Genomic DNA, 18015 nt, shown 5'->3' on the forward strand with positions numbered 1-18015 from the left:
CGCAACGCTCGCGGCGCGCGGCGATGCGCTCAACGCCGCGCACGCCGGCTATCTCGAAATCCGCCGCCTGCTCTTGATCGGGAGCCTCGATGCGGCCGAGCGCATGCTTGACGGCCTCGATCCGGCGCCCTTTCCGCCAGCACTACGCGTCGGCCATGAACTGGTCGTCGCCGGCATCGCGATGCGGCGGCTGCGGACGCAGCCGGCGCGCGAGGCGCTGGCACGGGCAAAAGATGCCGCACGCCGTGCCCGCATCGCCGCGCTTGCGGCCGAGGTCGAGAGCACCGCTCACCTGCTCGCGACGCCCGCGGCGCGTCTGATCGCACGCGGCAGCGAACGTCCGCTGCTGCTCGAGGAGGTCGAGGCGCTGATGGCGTCGAAGGCGCTCGTCGTCGATGCCTGCCGCTACGTCGTGCGTGATGCCCGTACGACCATCTCTCTGAACCGGCGGCCGGTGCTGTTCGCGCTCGCCCGGGCGCTCGGCGAAGCCTGGCCGCAGGACGTGTCGCGCAGCACGCTGATCGCACGCGCCTTTCGCGGCAAGCACGCCGATGAATCGCACCGTGCGCGGCTGCGGGTCGAGATCGGACGGCTGCGCCGAGCCTTGCAGCCGCTCGCCGATCTCAGTGCGACGCCTGACGGGTTCGTGCTCGAGCCGCACGGCCGCCGCGAGGTCACCGTGCTGGCGCTGCCGGTCGAGGAAGAGCATGCGGCGGTGCTCGCCTTCCTCGCCGACGGCGAGGCCTGGTCGAGCTCGGCGCTGTCGGTCGCGCTCGGCGCAAGCCAGCGCACCGTGCAGCGTGCGCTCGACGCGCTGGCGGCCACCGGCAAGGTGCAGTCGGTCGGCCGCGCCCGGGCGCGGCGCTGGATGACGCCCCCGGTGCCGGGATTCACGACGACGTTGTTACTCCCTGCCCCGCTGCCGAACGGCTAGCATCGGGCGGCAATCAGAGCGTTTTCGAGCGAAGTGAGTACCGGTTCGCGTGAAGAAAACGCCTCAAACAGGAACCTGGAGCGCTGAATGAAGAAGTCCGAAGCCGAGATCATCCGGGAATATGCCTTCGAAGGCGTCGAGAGTGTCGGCGGCGTCAGCTTCGACGGCGAGCAGGTCTGGTTCGCGGCCGGTGGCCAGCTGGTCGCCTTCGATCCCGAGAGCGGCACCACCACCCGCACCCTCGACATCGCCGCCCATGCCGGCACCGCTTTCGACGGCAAGCACCTCTACCAGATCGCCGAGGACCGCATCCTGAAGATCGAACCGAACAGCGGACGCGTGGTGTCGACGATCCCCTCGCCCGGCGGCGGCCGCGATTCCGGCCTCGCCTGGGCGGAAGGCTCGCTGTGGGTCGGCCAGTATCGCGACCGCACCATCGTTCAGGTCGATCCGGAGACCGGCAAGGTTCTGCGCACCATCGAAAGCAACCGGTTCGTCACCGGCGTCTCCTGGGTCGATGGCGAACTCTGGCACGGCACCTGGGAAGAGGACCAGAGCGACGTCAGGCGCATCGATCCGCAGACCGGCGAAGTCATGGAACGGCTGGAGATGCCGAAGGGCACGTTCGTCTCCGGGCTCGAGTCCGACGGCAAGGACCGGTTCTTCTGCGGCAGCGGCTCGACCAACAACAAGGTGCGCGCCATCCGGCGACCCAAGCGGAGCCGCGCGTGAAGCGAGATCATTCGCTCCACGCGAGCAGCAGACTCAGGCCGGCGCCGGCACCGGCGTGGGCCGCGCTGCCGGCATCGGCCGAAAGGTCATCATGATCAGGAACGCGCCGAGGCCGACGGCCCAGGAGCCGACATAGAGCCACGTATAGCTCGCGAAGGTGTCGTAGATCAGGCCGCCGGCCAACGGTCCGGTCGCCATGCCGAGACTGCCGGCCATCGCGGTGCCGCCGATCACGGTGCCCATCATGCGCAGCGGGAAATTCTCGCGGATCAGCACGGAATACAGCGGCATGGTGCCGGCATAGATGAAGCCGAAGACCGCCGCGACCGCGTAGAATGCAGCGAGCTCACGCACGAAGACGTAGCCGAGCGCGCCGAATGCCTGTGCGAGCAAGCCCAGCACCAGCACGCGCTTGGCGCCGAAGCGGTCGCCGAGCAGGCCGAAGGCGATGCGGCCGCCCATGCCGGCGAGCCCTTCGACGCTGTAGATCGTCACCGCGGCGACCATCGGAATGCCGCAAGTGACTGCGTAGCTGACGGTGTGGATGATCGGACCCGAATGGGTGGCGCAGCAGAAGAAATTGGTCGCGATCAGGATGATGAATTGCGGCGAGCGCAGCGCCTGCCCCAGCGACATCGCCGGCTCTCCGTTCGCGGTCGCCGCTGCAGCGTGGTCACCCCTTAGCGCCGGCGGGCGGCGCACCAGGAACGAGACCGGGATCATGATCGCGCCGACGACGCCCGACACGATCAGCATCGCGGTCCGCCAGTCATGGTGGGAGATCAGCCAGGCCGCCAGCGGCGACATCGTCATCGGCGCCATGCCCATGCCGGCCGATACCAGCGAGACGGCGATGCTGCGATGGGTATCGAACCAGCCGGTGACGCAGGCCATCATCGGCGCAAAGATCGCGGCCGTGGCAGCGCCGACCAGCACGCCGAACATGAATTGAAATGCCAGCAGCGATGGAGCCTGGCTTGCCAGCGCAAGGCTCGCCGCCAGCACGACCGATCCGGTCAGGACCACCGGGAGCGGCCCGAAGCGGTCGGACAGCGTGCCCCAGATCATGCTGCTGAAGGCCATCGCCAGGAAACCGATCGTCATGGCGCTGGAGATGCCGGTCACCGACCAGCCGGTCTCCCGCGCCATCGGCTGCAGGAATACCGGCAGTGAGAACATGCCGCCGATCGCGACGCAGCCGAGCAGGCCACCGGCCGCGACGATCACCCAGCGATAGGTCGAATTGCTCATTCCGGAACTCCCATGCAGCTCGTCTGGGTGGAAGACGAACGGACCGGCATGGAACCGACAGCCGGCGACCGCTCCGGCTCGTTTTATTTGGGAGTTATTTGGGGGCGCGGCGGCCCCCACGGCCGGCGCCGCATTACCCGCCTCGTCAGCGACCGGCCAGACTGCATCCGGTTGCGGCGCGATCTCGCCGAGCGGGCGGACCTGCACCAGTTCCGTCCCCTGCGTCCTGGCGATGAACATGTTCATCGCCGCGTGGTGATCCTGACCGAGTGTCACGGGACCGGTCGGCGACGGAATGACAAGGCCTGCCATCGCGTCGATGATGGCCTCCTTGTCGAGCTTGCCGGCCTTCTCGGCCGCCGCGTTGAGCGCGATCAGGGTGTCGTAATGCGTCATCACATAGTTCGAGACCGCGACGCTTGGCTCAGCGGCGGCGCGGGCCTTCGCGACGAACGCCTTGACCGAGGGGTCGTCGCTCGCCGCGACCGCCGGCACCACCGTCACCATGTTCTGGCCCTTGCCGCGGAAGATGCCGAGATCGACCTCCGACAATCCAAGGAACGCGACCGTGATGTCCTTCAGCAATCCGGCATCGTCGGCCTGGCGGATGAAATCCATCCCGTCGCCCTTCAGCGCGAACAGCAGCACCTTGGCCTTGCTCGCCGCGACCTCCTTGATCAGCGGTGAGAAATCGGTCTCCGTTCCCAGCGTGTACTTCGTCCCGACCACCTTGCCGCCGAGCTTCTCGATCAAGGGCTGCGCGATGTCGAACATCTGATGCGGCCAGAGCCGGTCGGCGCCGAGCAGGAAATACGTGTTGCCGTAGCTCTGCGTCATGTAGGGAAGCAGCTGGCCGAGTTCCTGGTTCGGCACCGCGCCGAACGAAAACAGGTAGCGACTGCACTTACCGCCCTCATAATTGGTGGCATAGAGCAACGGCGTCTTCGAGCTCTCGGCGAGCGGCACCAGCGCGTTCAGATTGCGCGAGGTGATCGGGCCGACAACGGCCAGCACACCCTGCTTCTCGACCAGCGAACGCATCGCATCAGCGGCCGGCTCCGGCCGTGTCTTGTCATCGGCATAGATGATCTCGACGGGCCGGCCGAGAATGCCGCCTGCCGCGTTGATATCCTTCGCGGCAAGGTCGAGGCCGAGCTTCGCCTGCTGGCCATAGAGCTCGACGCCACCGGAAAACGGCAGCACCGCGCCGATACGAATGGGTTCTCCGGCATCCGCGGCCCGCGACGGCTGATGCACCGCGACGCCGAGCAGCAGCGGGAGCGGGAGCGTCATGCAGATGATCGAACGTGATGCCATGCAGCTCCTTCCCTTCAGGCAGAATGCAATTCTGCCCGATCGATATTATCGACGTGGCACTGAAGAATTCGTCAAGCGCGCCCCGCTTGCGTCACATTCAAGACTACGCTTGCTCCGCGCGTCGAGACATCTCCGCGGCAGCTTCCCCGACAATTTCCTGCCTATCCAGCAACCCGAATCCGCGGAGGCCGATTCACGCCCTGTCATGATTGACGAAAGGACCACACTTGAAAAATCGCTTCGTCCTGATCTCCGGCTGCTCTGGTGGCGGAAAATCAACCCTGCTCGCCGAACTGCGCACGCGTGGCTATGCGGTTGTCGAGGAGCCCGGCCGCCGCATCATCTCCGACGAGTTCGCGTCCGGCGGCAAGGCCCTGCCCTGGGTCGATGCCGCGGCTTTTCTGCGGTGCGCTATCGACCTCGCGCTGAAGGACATGGCGATGGCCGGGGACCCGTTCGGATGGGTGTTCTTCGATCGTGGCCTTATCGACGCGGCGTCGGCGCTGGAGGCGTTGACGGGCGAGCCGGCGCTGCGCCCGATCTGCGCAGCACATCGCTACCACAGGCGCGTGTTCATGACGCCGCCATGGCCCGAGATCTACGTGACCGATTCCGAGCGCAGGCACAGCTTCGAGGCAGCGACGGCGGAATATCACCGGTTGATGCAGACTTTTCCAATGCTCGGCTACGACGTCATCATCCTGCCGAAGCGATCGCCATCCGCGCGCGCCGATTTCGTGCTGGCGACGCTCGGCGGCCAGGCCGCATCGACAGCTTGATCAAGCGAAACCACGGCTCTCCTAGAACGACGTGCCGCCTCGAACCGGAGCTCCTGCACGATAGCGTATTGCCGTTGCTGCTCGGCACGGCGCAATCGAAGCGCGGCGAACCGAAGGGCGATGCCCAGATCAGGCCGATGCCGAAGATCGCCGTGCGCGCCCGGTGCAGACTGCGCCTGATCCGGCAGGCCGGTTGTGCCGCAGCAAACGGGACGGTCGCGCAAGCCAGGCTCATCGTGGCGATCATCCCGCAGATGGGCAGCAACGTCCTGCGCAACTCGAACTCTCCACCGCGTCATCCCGAGGCGGAGCGGAGTTGCCGGTCGCGCCGTGGCGAAAATGCGGAAGGCCGCGATGCGGATACAGCACGTTACAATTTGCTGCCGAACGATCAGCCCTTCTTCGAATCGCCGCGCGTGTGATGCAGCAGATTGTCGCGCAGCCTGACCACGCTCTTCTGCACGATCGGAAACTCGTCGCCGAGCCCGGTGGCTTCGACCAGGGACGCGTTGATCTCCTTGTCGAGCAGGCGCCGGCCGGCCGCCGTCAGGCTCACCCGCACCTGCCGCTCGTCGGCAGGATCGCGGGTACGGCTAATGTAGCCGCTCTGCTCCAGCTTCTTGAGGATCGGCGTCAGCGTGTTGGATTCCAGGAACAGCTTTTCGCCGAGCGCGCTGACGGTCTGCTCGTCGGCCTCCGACAGCGCGATCAAGGCAATGTACTGGGTGTAGGTCAGGCCGAACGCGTCGAGGATCGGCTTGTAGGCGCGGCCGAAGGCCAGATTGGCCGAATAGACCGCAAAGCACAGAAAACTCGATAGTTTTCGGCCTTTGCTATCGGCTTTGGGGGAACGGGTCACGGGCGTCTCCGGAGTTTGTGAAGTCCCGACCAATATAAATCGCATCCGATTAAATCGGAAGAGCTTGACACCGCCTGCTGCGGGGTCTATTTCAACTCGCATCCGATTAGATCGGATACGATCTATATTCAACCCGAAGGAGTTCGCCATGACCGCCAATGCCAAGGTTCTTGTCACCGGAAAGACCCACGTCACCGCCGGCCCGAACGGCGCCGCCCGCTCGCGCGACGGCTTCCTCGACGTCAAGCTGCCGCAGCCGCACCCGGCCGCCGAAAACCTGTTCGCCGCCGCCTGGTCGGCCTGCTACATCGGCGCAATCCAGCTCGCCGCCGGACAGCGCAAGGTCAAGCTCGCGAGCGAGCCCGAGGTCGACGCCGAGATCGACCTGAACCAGGCCGGCAGCGCCTACTTCCTGAGCGCGCGCCTCAACGTCCACGTTCCCGGCGTCGAGCGCGAGGTTGCGCAGGAGCTGATCGAAGCCGCGCACGGCATCTGCCCCTACTCCAAGGCGGTTCACGGCAACATCGACGTCACCACCACCCTCGTCTGACGCACGTGGATGACGACCTCCGACGCGGACCGGCCGCTCGCCGGTTCGCGGTCGGACAGACCCAGAACACAACCCGGAGTTCAAGATGACCAGCAAGCTGATGACGGCGACGCGCCTCCTCGCAAGGACGGCCTTGTTCGCTGCAAGTCTCCTGACGATCCCGAGCGCGCAGGCGGAGCAAGCGGCCGGCATCGCTCGAACCGATTTGCAGCGCCATGATCTCAGCGCGCCCGGGCGCGAAGCCGTGCAGGTGCGCGTCGACATCGCGCCGGGCAAGGCCTTCGGCCAGCACACCCATCCCGGCGAAGAGATCATCTATGTGCTCGCCGGGACACTCGAATACGATGTCGACGGCAGACCGCCGGCAACGCTTCAGGCCGGCGACGTGCTGTTCATCCCCGCAGGCACCATCCATGCGGCGAAGAATGTCGGCAACGTCACCGCCAGCGAGCTTGCGACCTATATCGTCGAGAAGGACAAGCCGCTGCTGACCCTCGTGAAGTGACCGTGCCGCCTGCCCGCCCCTGTGCATCCTCGAGCGGGCGCGGCGACATTGCGTCACTTGGTGCACTGAACCTCCGGCTGCCGCACCGTCCGCGCGTTGAAGATCAGGAAGCTGACCGCAGCCATGATCCAGACGCCGATACCGCCATAAAGCATCACCCAGCCAAATCCGCTCGCCAGCGCCTGATGCACAACCGGGCCGGTCAGCTCCGGCGCGGATGCGGCATCACCGGACGCGATCCGCTCGACGAGGACACGGAGTTGCGCACCGTCCATCGACGGCAACACGGTCTTCAGATGCGCGAGCACGCCGCTCGCCAGGATGAATCCCATCAGCGCGATATTGACCGAGAGCGAGACCATCCGCGCGCTCATGTCGATGCCGGAGGCCATGCCGGCGCGGTCGCTCGAGACCGAGCCGGTCGTCGTGTTGGTGACCGGTGTATTGGTGATGCCGAGTCCGATCCCGGCAAGCAGGCAGCCCGGCAGCATCGTCAGCCAGTCGGGCCGCGCGGCAGCGCTGCCGAACTTCATCAGCATGAATCCAGTGCCGATGGTGAACAGCCCCGCCGGAATGATCAAGCCCGGCTGGTAGCGCAGCGCCAGCCGCTCGGCGAATGGCGGCATCACCAGCGTCGGCAGCGTGTAAGCGAGCAGCGCAAGGCCGGCGGATACGCTGTCATAGCCGAGGCCGGCGTGAAACCAGATCGGCAGGTAGATCATGAACGGCCAGTAGCTGAGATTCATCGCCGCCGAGCCGACGATCGAACCGGAGAACGCGGGGATCCGAAACACGGAAAAATCGAACATCGGCCGCCGGCTCACTCTCTCGGCGACGAGGAACGCAATGAAGCTCACCGCGGAGACGCCAAGGATCGCGAGTCCCTTCGGGCTGACGAAGCCGAGATCCGGCCCCTGCGTGATGTAGAAGGCGAGGCAGAACACCGCGAGCGACATCGTCACGATGCCGGCGACGTCGAGGCTGCTGGCCTTCGGATCGCTGGATTCATGCACGCCGCCGATCGTGAGCACGAACGCCACGGCTGCGAACAGCACGTGGACGAGGAATACCCATTCCCAGCTCAGCACCGCAACCACGGCACCGCCGATGATCGGCCCGAAGCCGAGACCGATGCCGAAGATCACGCCCCACCAGCCCCAGGCGACCGCGCGCAGGCGGCCGCCCTGGAATTCGTGCGACAGCACGGCGATCTGGCAGATCAAGAGCGCGCCGCCGCTCAACCCCTGCAGGAACCGGGCGGCGATCAGCATTTCCACGCTCGAGGCGACACCGCAGATCAGCGAGGTGATGCCGAACGCCGCGATCGCGACCAGAAAGATGCGTTTGCGTCCGTAGCGGTCCGCCACCGTCCCGATCGCCATCAGCACGGTGGTCACTGCGATGGTGTAGGCGTTCATGATCCATTGCAGCGCCTTGAAATCGGCATGCAGCACCCGCTCCAGCGTCGGCAGGATCGCGGGGATGCTGGAAATCTCCAATCCGAACATCAGGCAGGCAAGGCAAACGGCAGACAGCACGACGGCGCCGCGGCGGCTCAGTTCAGTAGACATGATCAGGCCTTTTGTTGTGGCAAGCCAACGGCATACCGCACGCTGTTGCCAGGGTGCTGGCAGCAGCGTCGGTCGATCGACTCACGATGGTTTGAGGCAGCAGCGGCAGGAATCGGGTGGCCGCAGCGCTTCACGGCACAAAGCTAGTGACGCCTTGAGCATTGGTGAATTGGATGACTAGATATTTCAGAGACAACAATTCCGGATGACTGACATGACCACACTCGATGTCGATGCCGTCAAGGCGTTCGTGACGATCGCCGATCTCAAGAGCTTCACCCGTGCCGCCGACGTGCTCGGCACCACGCAAGGCGCGATCAGCGTGAAGTTGAAGCGGCTGGAGCGCCAGGTCGGCCACAGGCTGATCGAGCGGACGCCGCGGCTGGTGCGCCTGTCGGCCCAGGGCGCCGAGTTCCTTGCACCCGCGCGCGAACTGCTCACCGCGCATGATCGCGCCGTCGCCGGACTGTCGTCAGCCCGCCGCCGCTTTTCGCTGGGGATCGCCACGCACGTCGGCGCTCCCGAACTTCCCACCCTGCTCGCCCGGTTGAGTGCACATGATCCCATGCTCACGATCGAGGTGCGCCTCGACGATGCCCGTGACCTGCTCGACACCTTCGATCGCGGAATGATCGACGCCGTGATCATCTTCCGGGACGACGATCGCCGCGACGGCGTCGTTCTTGGCCCCGATCATTTCGGCTGGTTTGCCACGCCGGACTTTCTCCATCGCGCCGGAGAGCCGTTTCGATTGGCGGCATCGTCACCCGCCTGCGGCATCCTCAACACCGCCACGCGTGCGCTCGACGCAGCCGCACTGCCGTGGACGGAAACCTTCCTCGGTTGCGGCGCTTTTGCCGTCGCCGATGCGGTATCGGCGGGCCTCGCGATCTCGGTGTTCTCTCGCCGAGTGGCGCCGCCCGGCACGATCGAGGTGACCGAGAAGTTCGGCCTCCCCGCCCTGCCTCCATCCGAGATCATGCTGCTGTCGACGTTGTCAGACGCGAGGTCGCGCGCGGCGTTGAAGACGTTGGCAAGCGCCTTTCGCGAGCACCATCGTCCGCCCGCGAGCGCCGGCAGCGCAGCGGGGAACACGCGAACCATCGCTGTCGCTGCCGGGTCCTGAACAACCAGTGGTGCGCAATATCGCCTGCCGGCTAACGTCGTGCGCGGCCGGCGCGCTTTCCCTCGAACAGCGCGCGCTCCGATGCAAGCGCCTTGGCCAGAAAATCCAGCGTGGCGCGAATCCGCGCGGTGCGCCTGAGATCATCATGCGTCAACAGCCATAGCGCCGATCGCGGCTCGGCGAGCGGCTGCGGCGTCAGGCGGCGCAGCGCGGGCGCGAGATCGCCGACATAGCGGGGAAGCAGAGCCAGACCCATTCCAGCCACTGCTGCGTCGCGCAGCGCCGGAAGCGCATCGACGCGGCAGGCGACGCGCGCCGAACGCAGGTTCTTCCGCATCCAGTCCGCGATCACGGTCCCCGCCAGCGCGTCGTCGAGCCCGATCCAGTCATGCGCAGACAGATCCTTGTCGCCACGCCGGGCGAGATAGGCACGCGATCCGTAGACCGCATGGGCAATATCGGCGATGCGCCGTCCCACCAGCAACTCGGACGGCGCCGGCGTCGGCCGGATCGCGATGTCGGCCTCGCGGCGCGTCAGGTTGGCCATCGCATTCGAGACGATGATCTCGGGCCGGATTTCCGGATGCGCAGCGCGCATCGCCGGCAGATGCCGCACCAGCACCGCGCCGAGCGTGTCCGTGGTCGTGATCCGGACCGGACCCGACGGCCTGAGGTCCTGGCCCGCCAGCTTGCGCTCAAGCGCGAGCACCTCGTCCTCGAGCCGGGCCGCCGACGCTGCTGCGGTCTCGCCGGCCGGTGTCGGCGCATAACCGTCGCGGAAGCGCTCGAACAGCCGCGTACCGATCGCTGTTTCGATCGTACCCAGACGGCGAAACACCGTCGAATGCGTGACGCCCAGCCTGCGCGCCGCGCCTGAGAGGCTGCCCTCGCGCGCGACAGCGAGGACGAGCCGAAGATCATTCCAGTCGAGAGGACTGTGCATTTTTGCAAACTCACTTGGCGGTTCTGGATAATACCTTATCATGAACGGACAGGCCATCTTCCGGGTCGTTGGTGCGGCGCGCCGACGATGCAGAGGAGTTGGCTGGTGACAAGCGAGACCACCGAGACATTGCAATTGCAGGACACGCGGCCGGCAATGGTCGACCCGCGGCGCTGGCTGGCCCTGCCCGTGCTGCTGACGGGCGCCTTCCTGCCGATCCTCGACTTCAACGTGGTCAACCTCGCGCTGCCCGCCATTCGCGACGATCTCGGGGCGACGGCGAGCGAGGTGCAGTTCGTGATCTCGGCCTATGCCGCGACCTACGCGGTCTTCCTGATCACGGGCGGCCGGCTTGGCGATCTGCTCGGCCGGCGGCGCATGTTCCTGACCGGCGTCGCCGGCTTCACGATCGCATCGGTGCTGTGCGGTGTTGCATGGTCACCCACCGTGCTGGTCGGCGGACGGATCCTGCAAGGCCTCACCGCCACCGTGATGGCGCCGCAGGTGCTCGCATCGATCCGCGTGCTGTTCCCCGCGGCCGAACAGGGCCGCGCGCTCGGCTTCTACGGCGCGACGTTCGGTCTTGCTAACATCTGCGGCCAGGTGCTGGGCGGCGTGCTTGTTTCGGCACATCCGTTCGGACTGGCCTGGCAGGCGATCTTCCTGATCAACGTGCCGATTGGCCTCGCCGCGTTCATCGGGGGCCTGCTGTTCCTGACCGACTCGCGTGCCGAGCATGCCCAACGGCTTGATGTCGGTGGCGTCGTCCTGCTGTCGCTCACGCTGGGCTGTCTGGTCTATCCGCTGATCGAGGGACGCGAATCCGGCTGGCCGGCCTGGATCATCGCGATGCTGCTGGCGTCTCCACTGATGCTCGCCGCCTTCGTCCGCTTCGAGGCGCAGCTGTCCGCACGCGGCGGCGATCCGCTGGTTGCCCTGCATCTGCTGCGCAACAGCGACTTCGTGATCGGACTCGTGATGGCGCTCGCCTTCTACATGCTGTCGTCGTTCTATCTGACCTTTGCGGTCTACCTGCAAAGCGGGCTGCATTTTTCACCGCTGGCGGCCGGCCTCGCCACCCTGCCCTTTGCGACGGGCTTCTTCGTGAGCTCGCTGGTGTCGTCGCTGGTGATGCAATGGCTCCGCGCGCGCACGCTGACGCTTGGCTTCGCGCTCCAGGTCATCGGCTTCGGCATCGTGATGCTGTCGGTCGACGGAGTGCTTCCGCAGAGTGTGGAGTTCGGCCTGATCTGCGGCGGGCTCGGCTTCGGCACCGTGATGCCGTCGGTCATCAAGGCCGTGATCGGCAGCATCGATCCGCGCCATGCGGGCCTGGCATCGGGGATGATGATCTCGACCTTCCAGATCGGCGCAGCACTCGGCGTCGCCGTGATCGGCGGCGTCTTCTACAGCCTGCTCGGGCCGCATCCACAGGCCGGCGACTACGCCCACGCCTTCACGATCGCACTCGGCTGCAATGTCGCGCTGCTGGCGCTTGGCGGCTGGCTGTCGCTGTGGCTGCCGCGTGAGCCGGCCGCTTGAAATCAGGAGAATTCCATGACCGCACCGCTCTACGATGCGTCCGTCCCGGTGTTCCGGCAGATGCTCGACGCACTTGCCGATCTCCTGCGCAAGGGCGAGGCCCACGCCCGCGAACGTGGTCTCGATTCCGACGCCATGCTCGCGGCGCGGCTGGCGCCCGACATGCTGACGTTGGTCGGCCAGGTGCAACGGGCCAGCGATCACGCCAAGGGCGCCGCCGGGCGGCTCGCCGGTCTCGAGCCGCCGCCCTTCGCCGACGATGAACAGAGCCTCCCCGAGGCCCACGCCCGCATCTCGCGGACGCTCGACTACATCGACACGGTCCCGGTTCGGGCATTCGACCAAGCGGCGGAACGCATCGTCACCTTGCCCTTCGGCGTCCCGCCGATGCCGGCAGCGCGCTACCTCCACGGCTTCGCGCTGCCGAGCCTGTTCTTCCACGTCTCCACCGCCTGCGCCATCCTGCGCCATCGCGGCGTGCCGCTCGGCAAGCGTGACTTCCTCGGCAACTACCTCCCGCAGTGAGTCCTACTTCTTCGCGACCTCGCGAAGCGTGTTGTAGACCCACTCCGCGCCCTGCTTGACGGCCTCGACGCCGATCCTTTCGTCGTTGCCATGCATCCGGCTCAGGATGTCGTCGTCGAGCGGATAGGGATAGATGCCGTAGACGGGCACATTGCGCTCGCGCCAGGCGGTGGCGTCGGTGCCCGCCTCGAACATGGTCGGCACCAGGACCGCGTCCTTCCAGACCCGCTTGGCGTTACGATCCAGCGCGGCATAAAGCTCGGTATCGACCGGCGAGCCCGGCATCTTGCTCCGCATCAGATAGGCGTCCCGCGCGGCCTGCTGCGTCAGCGAGGTCACGATGCTGACCTCAATGCCGGGATCGCCGACCACGCGCTTGATCTCGGCGATCATCTGGTCCGTCGTCGTTCCCGGAAGCAGCCGCGTATTCACGACCGCCTTGGCATCGCCTGGAATGACGTTGGGCTTGATGCCGGCGTCGATCATCGTGATCACCATGGTGTCGCGCAGCAGGGCGTGCAGCAGCAGGCTGTCCTTGGGATTGTCGGCGACCAGCTTCTTTCCGGCTGCTTCGAGATCGCCCTGGTCCTTCGCGGCCAACAGTTGCTTGATATCGGCTGCCGTCTGCTCCGAACTGATCGGCAGCAGCGCCTTGAAATAAGCCTCCGTCGCCGGCACCAGCTTGACGGCCGGATCGTGCGCCGCGAGCTTGGCCAGCGCCGCGATCAGGCGATCGTTAGCCATCGCGCCTGCCGGAAACGGCCGCGAGGAATGACCGGAGGGACCGGTCGCCTTCAAGGCAAAGGTCGCCGAGATCTTTTCCGCCGTCGTGACATTGATCTGGCGCACCCTGCCGTCGCGCTCCTGCAGGACGTAGCCGCCTTCGTTCAACGCGAATTCCGCGTCGATCTTGTCCCAATGGTCCTTCGCCAGCCACACCGTGCTGTACTGCCCCTGCTCCTCGTCGGCCTCGGCCAGGAAGATCACATCGCGCGCCAGCGGCGTCTTCTCTTCCGCCAGCCGCATCACCGCACTGGCGAAGACGGCGAGCCCGCCCTTGAAATCCATCGCGCCGCGCCCGTAGACGAAACCGTCCTTTTCGACACCGGCGAACGGCTCCACGGTCCATTTCTCGCGTTCGACCGGGACGACGTCAGCATGCGCGGCGAGCAGCACCGGCTTCTTCGAGCCGTCACCGCGCAGCCGCGCGATGAAATGCGCCGCCTTGCCGTTCGGAGCGACGAAGATGTCCACCTCGGCGCCCAGCGGCGCGAACTGCGACTTCAGGTACTCGGCGAGCGCCCGCGTATCGCCCGGGCCATTCGAAGTATCGAAGGAGATCAGCTTCTTGAGCAGCGCAACCGTGCGGTCGCCCGGCTGCTCGGCGCGCGCATGTCCCGCTCCGGCGCAGGACAGCAACGCGGCAAGGGCCAACGCAGCGAGGCGGGTCTTGGTCGACGGCATCATGTTCTTCTTCCTCCCTCATGTGGTTTTGAAACAGGATAACTTGCGCCGCTCGCCCCAGGGAGTCCTCGAGCTCAAGAAGTTCCGGGGAACATCACCTTCAGCAAGGCGGCCGCGAGCAACGTCGTAATGGCGAGGCCGGTGGAGAGATAGAGCGCGCTCGCATCGCCGAACCGGTCGATCACGATCGCATAGACCAGGGGCGCCGCCGCGGGCAGGATGAAGCTCGGAACGATCAGCCGGCCGACCAGCGTGCCATAGCTGCGATGATCGAACAGGATCAGCGGCAGCGTTCCCCTTGTGATGGTCAGAATGCCGTTGCAGGCGCCGTAGAGCAGCGCGAAGGCGATCGCCATCTCCTTCGACGACCCGCTGAACAATCCGGCGATGAAGGAGAGCGGCATGATCAGGCAAGCCATCAGATTGAGCGCCAACGGATCGAGCCGTGCACCGAACAGGATTTCGCAGAGACGCGCGGCGGATTGCCCAATGCCCCGGAGTGTTGCGATCCAGACGGCCACGGTGACGGTGAGCCCGAGACCTGAGAGCACCGCGATCATATGCGCCGACATGCCGGCATTCAGGAAGTTGGCGCCGGTCATGATCACGGCATAGAGCCCGCCAGCCCCGGCAAGCTGCCGGCGGCTGGCGGCGCGTGGTTGCTTATGTGCCGGCGCTGCGGAGCTCGATACGCCGGCAAACCTCTTGGTCGGGATCAGCACGTGCAGCGGGATCGTCAGCAATGCGAGACCGGCATAGACCAGCACCGCAATGCGCCAGCCGAACTGTTCCGAGAGCATGTGACCGAGCGGCCAGAACACGGTGGCCGCCAGGCCGCCGAGCAAGGTGATCCCGGACATCGCGCGGCGCGCCTCCGGTCCGCCGATCCGGGCCAGCGCGGCGAACGCCGCATCGTACAGCGTCAACCGCATGCCGAGGCCGAGAACGATCCACGATGCGTAGTAGGTACCGATCTGATGCGAGACCGCGAGACCGGCGCAGCCGAGCGCGTTGATCACGGCGCCTGCGACCATGACCTGACGGCCACCGCTTCTGTCTACCCACCTCCCCGCAAGGGGCGACGTCACCCCCATCACCAAAAGCGCCGCGGCGAATCCGCCGTAGACGATGTCGCGCCCCCAGCCGAGATCCGCTGAAATCTGCTCGCCGAATCCGCCGATCAGATAATAGGTCGCGCCCCACGAGATCAGTTGAGCCAGCCCGAGGGCGGCCACGACGCGGCGAGCGATCACCGTGGCAATTCCCTCTCCGCGGGAAGCGTGGAGGCGCCCGGCCCCAGCGGCCGCTGCATCAGCACGGTGTCGACCCATTGCCCGAGCTTGAAGCCGACTGATCTCAGCGTTCCGACCATCTCGAAGCCCATGCGACGGTGCAATGCGATCGATCCGGCATTGCCGCTGTTGCCGATCACGGCGATCATTTGCCGCCAGGGCCCCGTCTCCGATCGCTCGATCAGTGCCTGCAGCAGCGCAGCCCCGACGCGGCGGCCGCGCAGGGCTTCCGACACGTAGACCGAGTCTTCAATGGTGTTGCGATAGGCCGGCCGCGGCCGGTACGCCGTCGCATAGGAGTAGCCGGCCACCCGTCCGTCAACCACGGCCACGAGATACGGCAGCCCCGCCGCCAGCACGGCGCTCCGGCGGCTGCGCATCTCGTCCACTGTCGGCGGCACCTCCTCGAAGGTCGCCAGCCCGTTGAGCACGTGATGGGCGTAGATGTGCTGCACTTCCGCCATGTCGACCTCTGTGGCGTCGCGGATCACTGTGGCTTCGCTGTCTCTCATCCTTCCACTCTCGTCTTGCGGCATCATGCCTGTGCTTCGGCGGCGCGTCGGCGCATTCTGCACGCACCATGGGCTCATCTCGACATCGCTGCGCGACAGTCCGACATCAGCCAGCAGGCGATCGTCGAGCTCGCGCAGCGCCTGCCAGCGGCGGATGCGCGAATGCGGGGAGACCGCAAGATAGCGCCCCAGCTCGACGATAACGCCGCCAATGCGCTTGAGGCCAGACAATGCCTGCTCCCGATCTGCCGAAGCCGTCGCTTGCCGGACTATGCGCTCCGGCCTTATATAAGTGAAGCTTTGATAACTTATGCGCAGCATAAGAGGTACTTTGATGAAGAACCTCAACCTCGACTATCTTGAAAGCTTCGCCGTCGTGATCGATAGCGGCAGCTTCTCCGCCGCGGCCGAGCGGTTGCAGCTCACCCAGCCCGCGGTGAGCCTGCAGGTGCGTCAGCTCGAAAAGAGCCTGAATGCGACCTTGATCGAGCGGGTCGGACGACGGGCAAGGCCAACGGCCGCCGGCGTCGCCTTGCTCTCGCACGCGCAGCAGATCAACGCGGCGGTGACGTCGGCGGTCGACGCCGTTACGCAGCAGACCACGGGAACGGCGGGCCGTGTGCGGCTCGGCACCGGGGCTACCGCCTGCATCTTCCTGCTGCCGCCGATCCTGAGGGAGTTGCGGGCCGCTATGCCCTCGCTGGAGATCACGGTCACGACCGGCAACACGGCGGAGATCGCGCGAGCCGTCGAGGACAACACGATCGACATCGCGCTGGTCACGCTGCCGGTGTCGGGACGAAGCTTCGAGATCACCCCGGTCATGAACGACGGGTTCGTGCTGATCGCGCCGCGCGAGATGAAGCTGCCGGCGCGGATCACGCCGGAGGTGCTGGCAACGAGGCCGGTTCTGCTGTTCGAGCCCGGCGGCAATACAAGGCGTACGGCCGACGAGTGGTTGGCGCGCGGCGGCGTGTCGCTGAAGCCGTTGATGTCGCTCGGCAGCGTCGAGGCGATCAAGGAGATGGTGCGCGCCGGCCTCGGCTGCGCGATCCTGCCCGGAATGGCGGTGCCTGCCAACACCAAGCGCGACCTGATCGTCCGGTCGTTGTCGCCAAAGCTCTACCGCCGCCTCGCAGTCGTGATCCGCCGCGACAAGCGCCTCGACCGCGGCCTACGGCAGACTTTGTCTGCGCTGAAGGCGCTCTCGGCCGCAAAGAACGATGGCCGCTAGGGAGGACGCCGTGCGTCCTCCCTGCTCCACCCTCAAGTCGCCTTGCGCTCCTGCTCGGCGATCTTGCGGAACGCAGCCTCGCCGGCGTCGGTCACAGCCGCCCACTTCGCGTTCGGCGCGGTCTCGACCTCGTAATTGTCGTGCCAGTTCCACCATTTGTAGGTTGGGCCCTGCGGATAGCCCTTCGGCGAGTCCTCCCAGAGCTCCTGACGGCCGAACGGCGTGATGTCGAGATAGCTCCACACCGTACCCATCGATTCGTCGCCGCGGCTGTTGACGAGACAGGTGCGGAAGATCCGTTCGCCGTCGCGAATGAAGACGTTGTGGCCGTGCCACTCGGCGACGCCGAAGTCTGCGTCGAAACTGTCGGTGATCGTGTACCACGGCATCTCCCATTCCATCCGCGCCTTCAGCCGCGCGATGTCGGCCTGCGGCGCGCGTGATGCGTAGGCCAGCGTGGTGTCGCGCTGGTTGAGATGCGAGAGATGGCTGACCTGGTCGGCGCCGAGCGAGCAGCCGCGGCAGCCGTGATCCGGCCAGCCGAACACGCCGGGCTCGAAGAACGCGCGGTAGATGATCAGCTGCCGGCGGCCCTCGAACAGATCGAGCAGGCTCACCTTGCCGTTCGGTCCCTCGAAGACATACGGCTTCTCGACCGCCATCCAGGGCATCCGCCGCCGCTCCGCCGCGAGCGCGTCGCGCGCCCGCACCTGCGCCTTTTCCTTCACCAACAGCTCCAGGCGCGCCGCCTCCCACGCCCCGCGTGACACCACGGGCGGCGTCTGCATTCCCGCCAGCCCGCCGTGATCGTTTTCAGCCGATTTGCTCATGATGATCTCCATCTCTCGAATTGGACGAACTCCGGCACCACTGCACAGT

17 protein-coding genes and 2 pseudogenes are annotated in these 18015 nt (G+C 66.2%); 9 read left to right on the forward strand and 10 right to left on the reverse strand.

The features are described from left to right. The coding region (locus tag AC628_RS18645) for a winged helix-turn-helix domain-containing protein (RefSeq protein ID WP_074128226.1) at positions 1–934 on the forward strand (934 nt) is incomplete at its 5' end. Positions 935–1021: 87 nt separating this feature from the next. Continuing rightward, on the forward strand, positions 1022–1666 hold the full coding sequence (locus AC628_RS18650; RefSeq protein WP_074128227.1) for a Vgb family protein: 645 nt from the start codon (positions 1022–1024) through the stop codon (positions 1664–1666). Between the two features lie 33 nt (positions 1667–1699). Here AC628_RS18650 and AC628_RS45350 read toward each other — a convergent pair whose 3' ends face one another. Beyond that, positions 1700–2917, reverse strand: a complete 1218-nt coding sequence (locus AC628_RS45350; protein ID WP_074128298.1) for an MFS transporter — start codon at positions 2915–2917, stop codon at positions 1700–1702. 231 nt (positions 2918–3148) lie between these two features. Then, positions 3149–4234: pseudogene (locus tag AC628_RS45355) on the reverse strand (ABC transporter substrate-binding protein); the annotation flags it as partial. Positions 4235–4461: 227 nt separating this feature from the next. Between AC628_RS45355 and AC628_RS18665 the strand changes: the two are divergent. After that, complete coding sequence (locus tag AC628_RS18665) at positions 4462–5013, forward strand: AAA family ATPase (protein ID WP_210190226.1); 552 nt, start codon at positions 4462–4464, stop codon at positions 5011–5013. A 21-nt stretch (positions 5014–5034) separates the two neighbouring features. Here AC628_RS18665 and AC628_RS46160 read toward each other — a convergent pair. Both AC628_RS46160 and AC628_RS18675 read right to left on the reverse strand, forming a co-directional pair. After that, positions 5035–5155, reverse strand: a pseudogene (locus tag AC628_RS46160) (BamA/TamA family outer membrane protein); the annotation flags it as partial. A gap of 249 nt (positions 5156–5404) precedes the next feature. Beyond that, positions 5405–5872, reverse strand: coding sequence for a MarR family winged helix-turn-helix transcriptional regulator (locus AC628_RS18675; RefSeq protein ID WP_074128230.1), 468 nt, complete (start codon positions 5870–5872; stop codon positions 5405–5407). Positions 5873–6020: 148 nt separating this feature from the next. Between AC628_RS18675 and AC628_RS18680 the strand changes: the two genes are divergently transcribed. Continuing rightward, entirely contained in the window at positions 6021–6422 is a 402-nt protein-coding gene (locus AC628_RS18680) for an Ohr family peroxiredoxin (RefSeq protein WP_050419009.1), read from the forward strand. A 100-nt stretch (positions 6423–6522) separates the two neighbouring features. Next, complete coding sequence (locus AC628_RS18685; RefSeq protein ID WP_074128299.1) at positions 6523–6927, forward strand: cupin domain-containing protein; 405 nt, start codon at positions 6523–6525, stop codon at positions 6925–6927. Between the two features lie 53 nt (positions 6928–6980). On the opposite strand, the gene AC628_RS18690 is transcribed toward AC628_RS18685, so the two are convergent. Further along, positions 6981–8498, reverse strand: a complete 1518-nt coding sequence (locus AC628_RS18690; RefSeq protein WP_074128231.1) for an MFS transporter — start codon at positions 8496–8498, stop codon at positions 6981–6983. Positions 8499–8712: 214 nt separating this feature from the next. Between AC628_RS18690 and AC628_RS18695 the strand changes: the two genes are divergently transcribed. Then, positions 8713–9624, forward strand: coding sequence for a LysR family transcriptional regulator (locus AC628_RS18695; RefSeq protein WP_074128232.1), 912 nt, complete (start codon positions 8713–8715; stop codon positions 9622–9624). A 31-nt stretch (positions 9625–9655) separates the two neighbouring features. Here the strand turns inward: AC628_RS18695 and AC628_RS18700 are convergent, their stop codons facing one another. Beyond that, the gene (locus AC628_RS18700) at positions 9656–10567 is read right to left on the reverse strand and encodes a LysR family transcriptional regulator (protein WP_074128233.1); all 912 of its coding nucleotides are present in this window, start codon (positions 10565–10567) and stop codon (positions 9656–9658) included. A 105-nt stretch (positions 10568–10672) separates the two neighbouring features. On the opposite strand from AC628_RS18700, the gene AC628_RS18705 reads away from it, so the two are divergent. Together AC628_RS18705 and AC628_RS18710 are read left to right on the forward strand one after the other, a co-directional pair. After that, positions 10673–12109, forward strand: a complete 1437-nt coding sequence (locus AC628_RS18705; RefSeq protein ID WP_245321222.1) for an MFS transporter — start codon at positions 10673–10675, stop codon at positions 12107–12109. 15 nt (positions 12110–12124) lie between these two features. Then, entirely contained in the window at positions 12125–12634 is a 510-nt protein-coding gene (locus AC628_RS18710) for a DUF1993 domain-containing protein (RefSeq protein WP_074128235.1), read from the forward strand. Between the two features lie 3 nt (positions 12635–12637). Here the strand turns inward: AC628_RS18710 and AC628_RS18715 are convergent, their stop codons facing one another. The 3 genes from AC628_RS18715 to AC628_RS18725 all read right to left on the reverse strand — a co-directional run bounded on the left by AC628_RS18715 (position 12638) and on the right by AC628_RS18725 (position 16133). Next, positions 12638–14101: a M20/M25/M40 family metallo-hydrolase gene (locus AC628_RS18715; protein WP_074128236.1), complete on the reverse strand. Its 1464-nt coding sequence runs from the start codon at positions 14099–14101 to the stop codon at positions 12638–12640. Between the two features lie 71 nt (positions 14102–14172). After that, positions 14173–15351, reverse strand: coding sequence for an MFS transporter (locus AC628_RS18720; protein ID WP_074128237.1), 1179 nt, complete (start codon positions 15349–15351; stop codon positions 14173–14175). Next, complete coding sequence (locus AC628_RS18725; RefSeq protein ID WP_074128238.1) at positions 15348–16133, reverse strand: GNAT family N-acetyltransferase; 786 nt, start codon at positions 16131–16133, stop codon at positions 15348–15350. Before AC628_RS18725 ends, AC628_RS18720 begins: the two co-directional genes overlap by 4 nt. Before the next feature lie 103 nt (positions 16134–16236). On the opposite strand from AC628_RS18725, the gene AC628_RS18730 reads away from it, so the two are divergent. After that, positions 16237–17136, forward strand: coding sequence for a LysR family transcriptional regulator (locus AC628_RS18730; RefSeq protein ID WP_074128239.1), 900 nt, complete (start codon positions 16237–16239; stop codon positions 17134–17136). Between the two features lie 32 nt (positions 17137–17168). Here AC628_RS18730 and AC628_RS18735 read toward each other — a convergent pair whose 3' ends face one another. Then, complete coding sequence (locus AC628_RS18735) at positions 17169–17966, reverse strand: DUF899 domain-containing protein (protein ID WP_074128300.1); 798 nt, start codon at positions 17964–17966, stop codon at positions 17169–17171. Between the last annotated feature and the right edge of the window lie 49 nt (positions 17967–18015).

This window comes from Bradyrhizobium sp. NAS96.2 (assembly GCF_001908235.1).
Taxonomy (GTDB): Bacteria; Pseudomonadota; Alphaproteobacteria; order Rhizobiales; family Xanthobacteraceae; genus Bradyrhizobium.

What these genes read in the sequence shown, in the direction of transcription:
- AC628_RS18715 (WP_074128236.1), bottom strand. Translation starts at nt 14,101, where the DNA reads ATGATGCCGTCGACCAAGACCCGCCTCGCTGCGTTGGCCCTTGCCGCG.
- AC628_RS18695 (WP_074128232.1), top strand. Translation starts at nt 8,713, where the DNA reads ATGACCACACTCGATGTCGATGCCGTCAAGGCGTTCGTGACGATCGCC.
- AC628_RS45350 (WP_074128298.1), bottom strand. Translation starts at nt 2,917, where the DNA reads ATGAGCAATTCGACCTATCGCTGGGTGATCGTCGCGGCCGGTGGCCTG.
- AC628_RS18700 (WP_074128233.1), bottom strand. Translation starts at nt 10,567, where the DNA reads ATGCACAGTCCTCTCGACTGGAATGATCTTCGGCTCGTCCTCGCTGTC.
- AC628_RS18680 (WP_050419009.1), top strand. Translation starts at nt 6,021, where the DNA reads ATGACCGCCAATGCCAAGGTTCTTGTCACCGGAAAGACCCACGTCACC.
- AC628_RS18685 (WP_074128299.1), top strand. Translation starts at nt 6,523, where the DNA reads ATGACGGCGACGCGCCTCCTCGCAAGGACGGCCTTGTTCGCTGCAAGT.
- AC628_RS18735 (WP_074128300.1), bottom strand. Translation starts at nt 17,966, where the DNA reads ATGAGCAAATCGGCTGAAAACGATCACGGCGGGCTGGCGGGAATGCAG.
- AC628_RS18730 (WP_074128239.1), top strand. Translation starts at nt 16,237, where the DNA reads ATGAAGAACCTCAACCTCGACTATCTTGAAAGCTTCGCCGTCGTGATC.
- AC628_RS18650 (WP_074128227.1), top strand. Translation starts at nt 1,022, where the DNA reads ATGAAGAAGTCCGAAGCCGAGATCATCCGGGAATATGCCTTCGAAGGC.
- AC628_RS18710 (WP_074128235.1), top strand. Translation starts at nt 12,125, where the DNA reads ATGACCGCACCGCTCTACGATGCGTCCGTCCCGGTGTTCCGGCAGATG.
- AC628_RS18690 (WP_074128231.1), bottom strand. Translation starts at nt 8,498, where the DNA reads ATGTCTACTGAACTGAGCCGCCGCGGCGCCGTCGTGCTGTCTGCCGTT.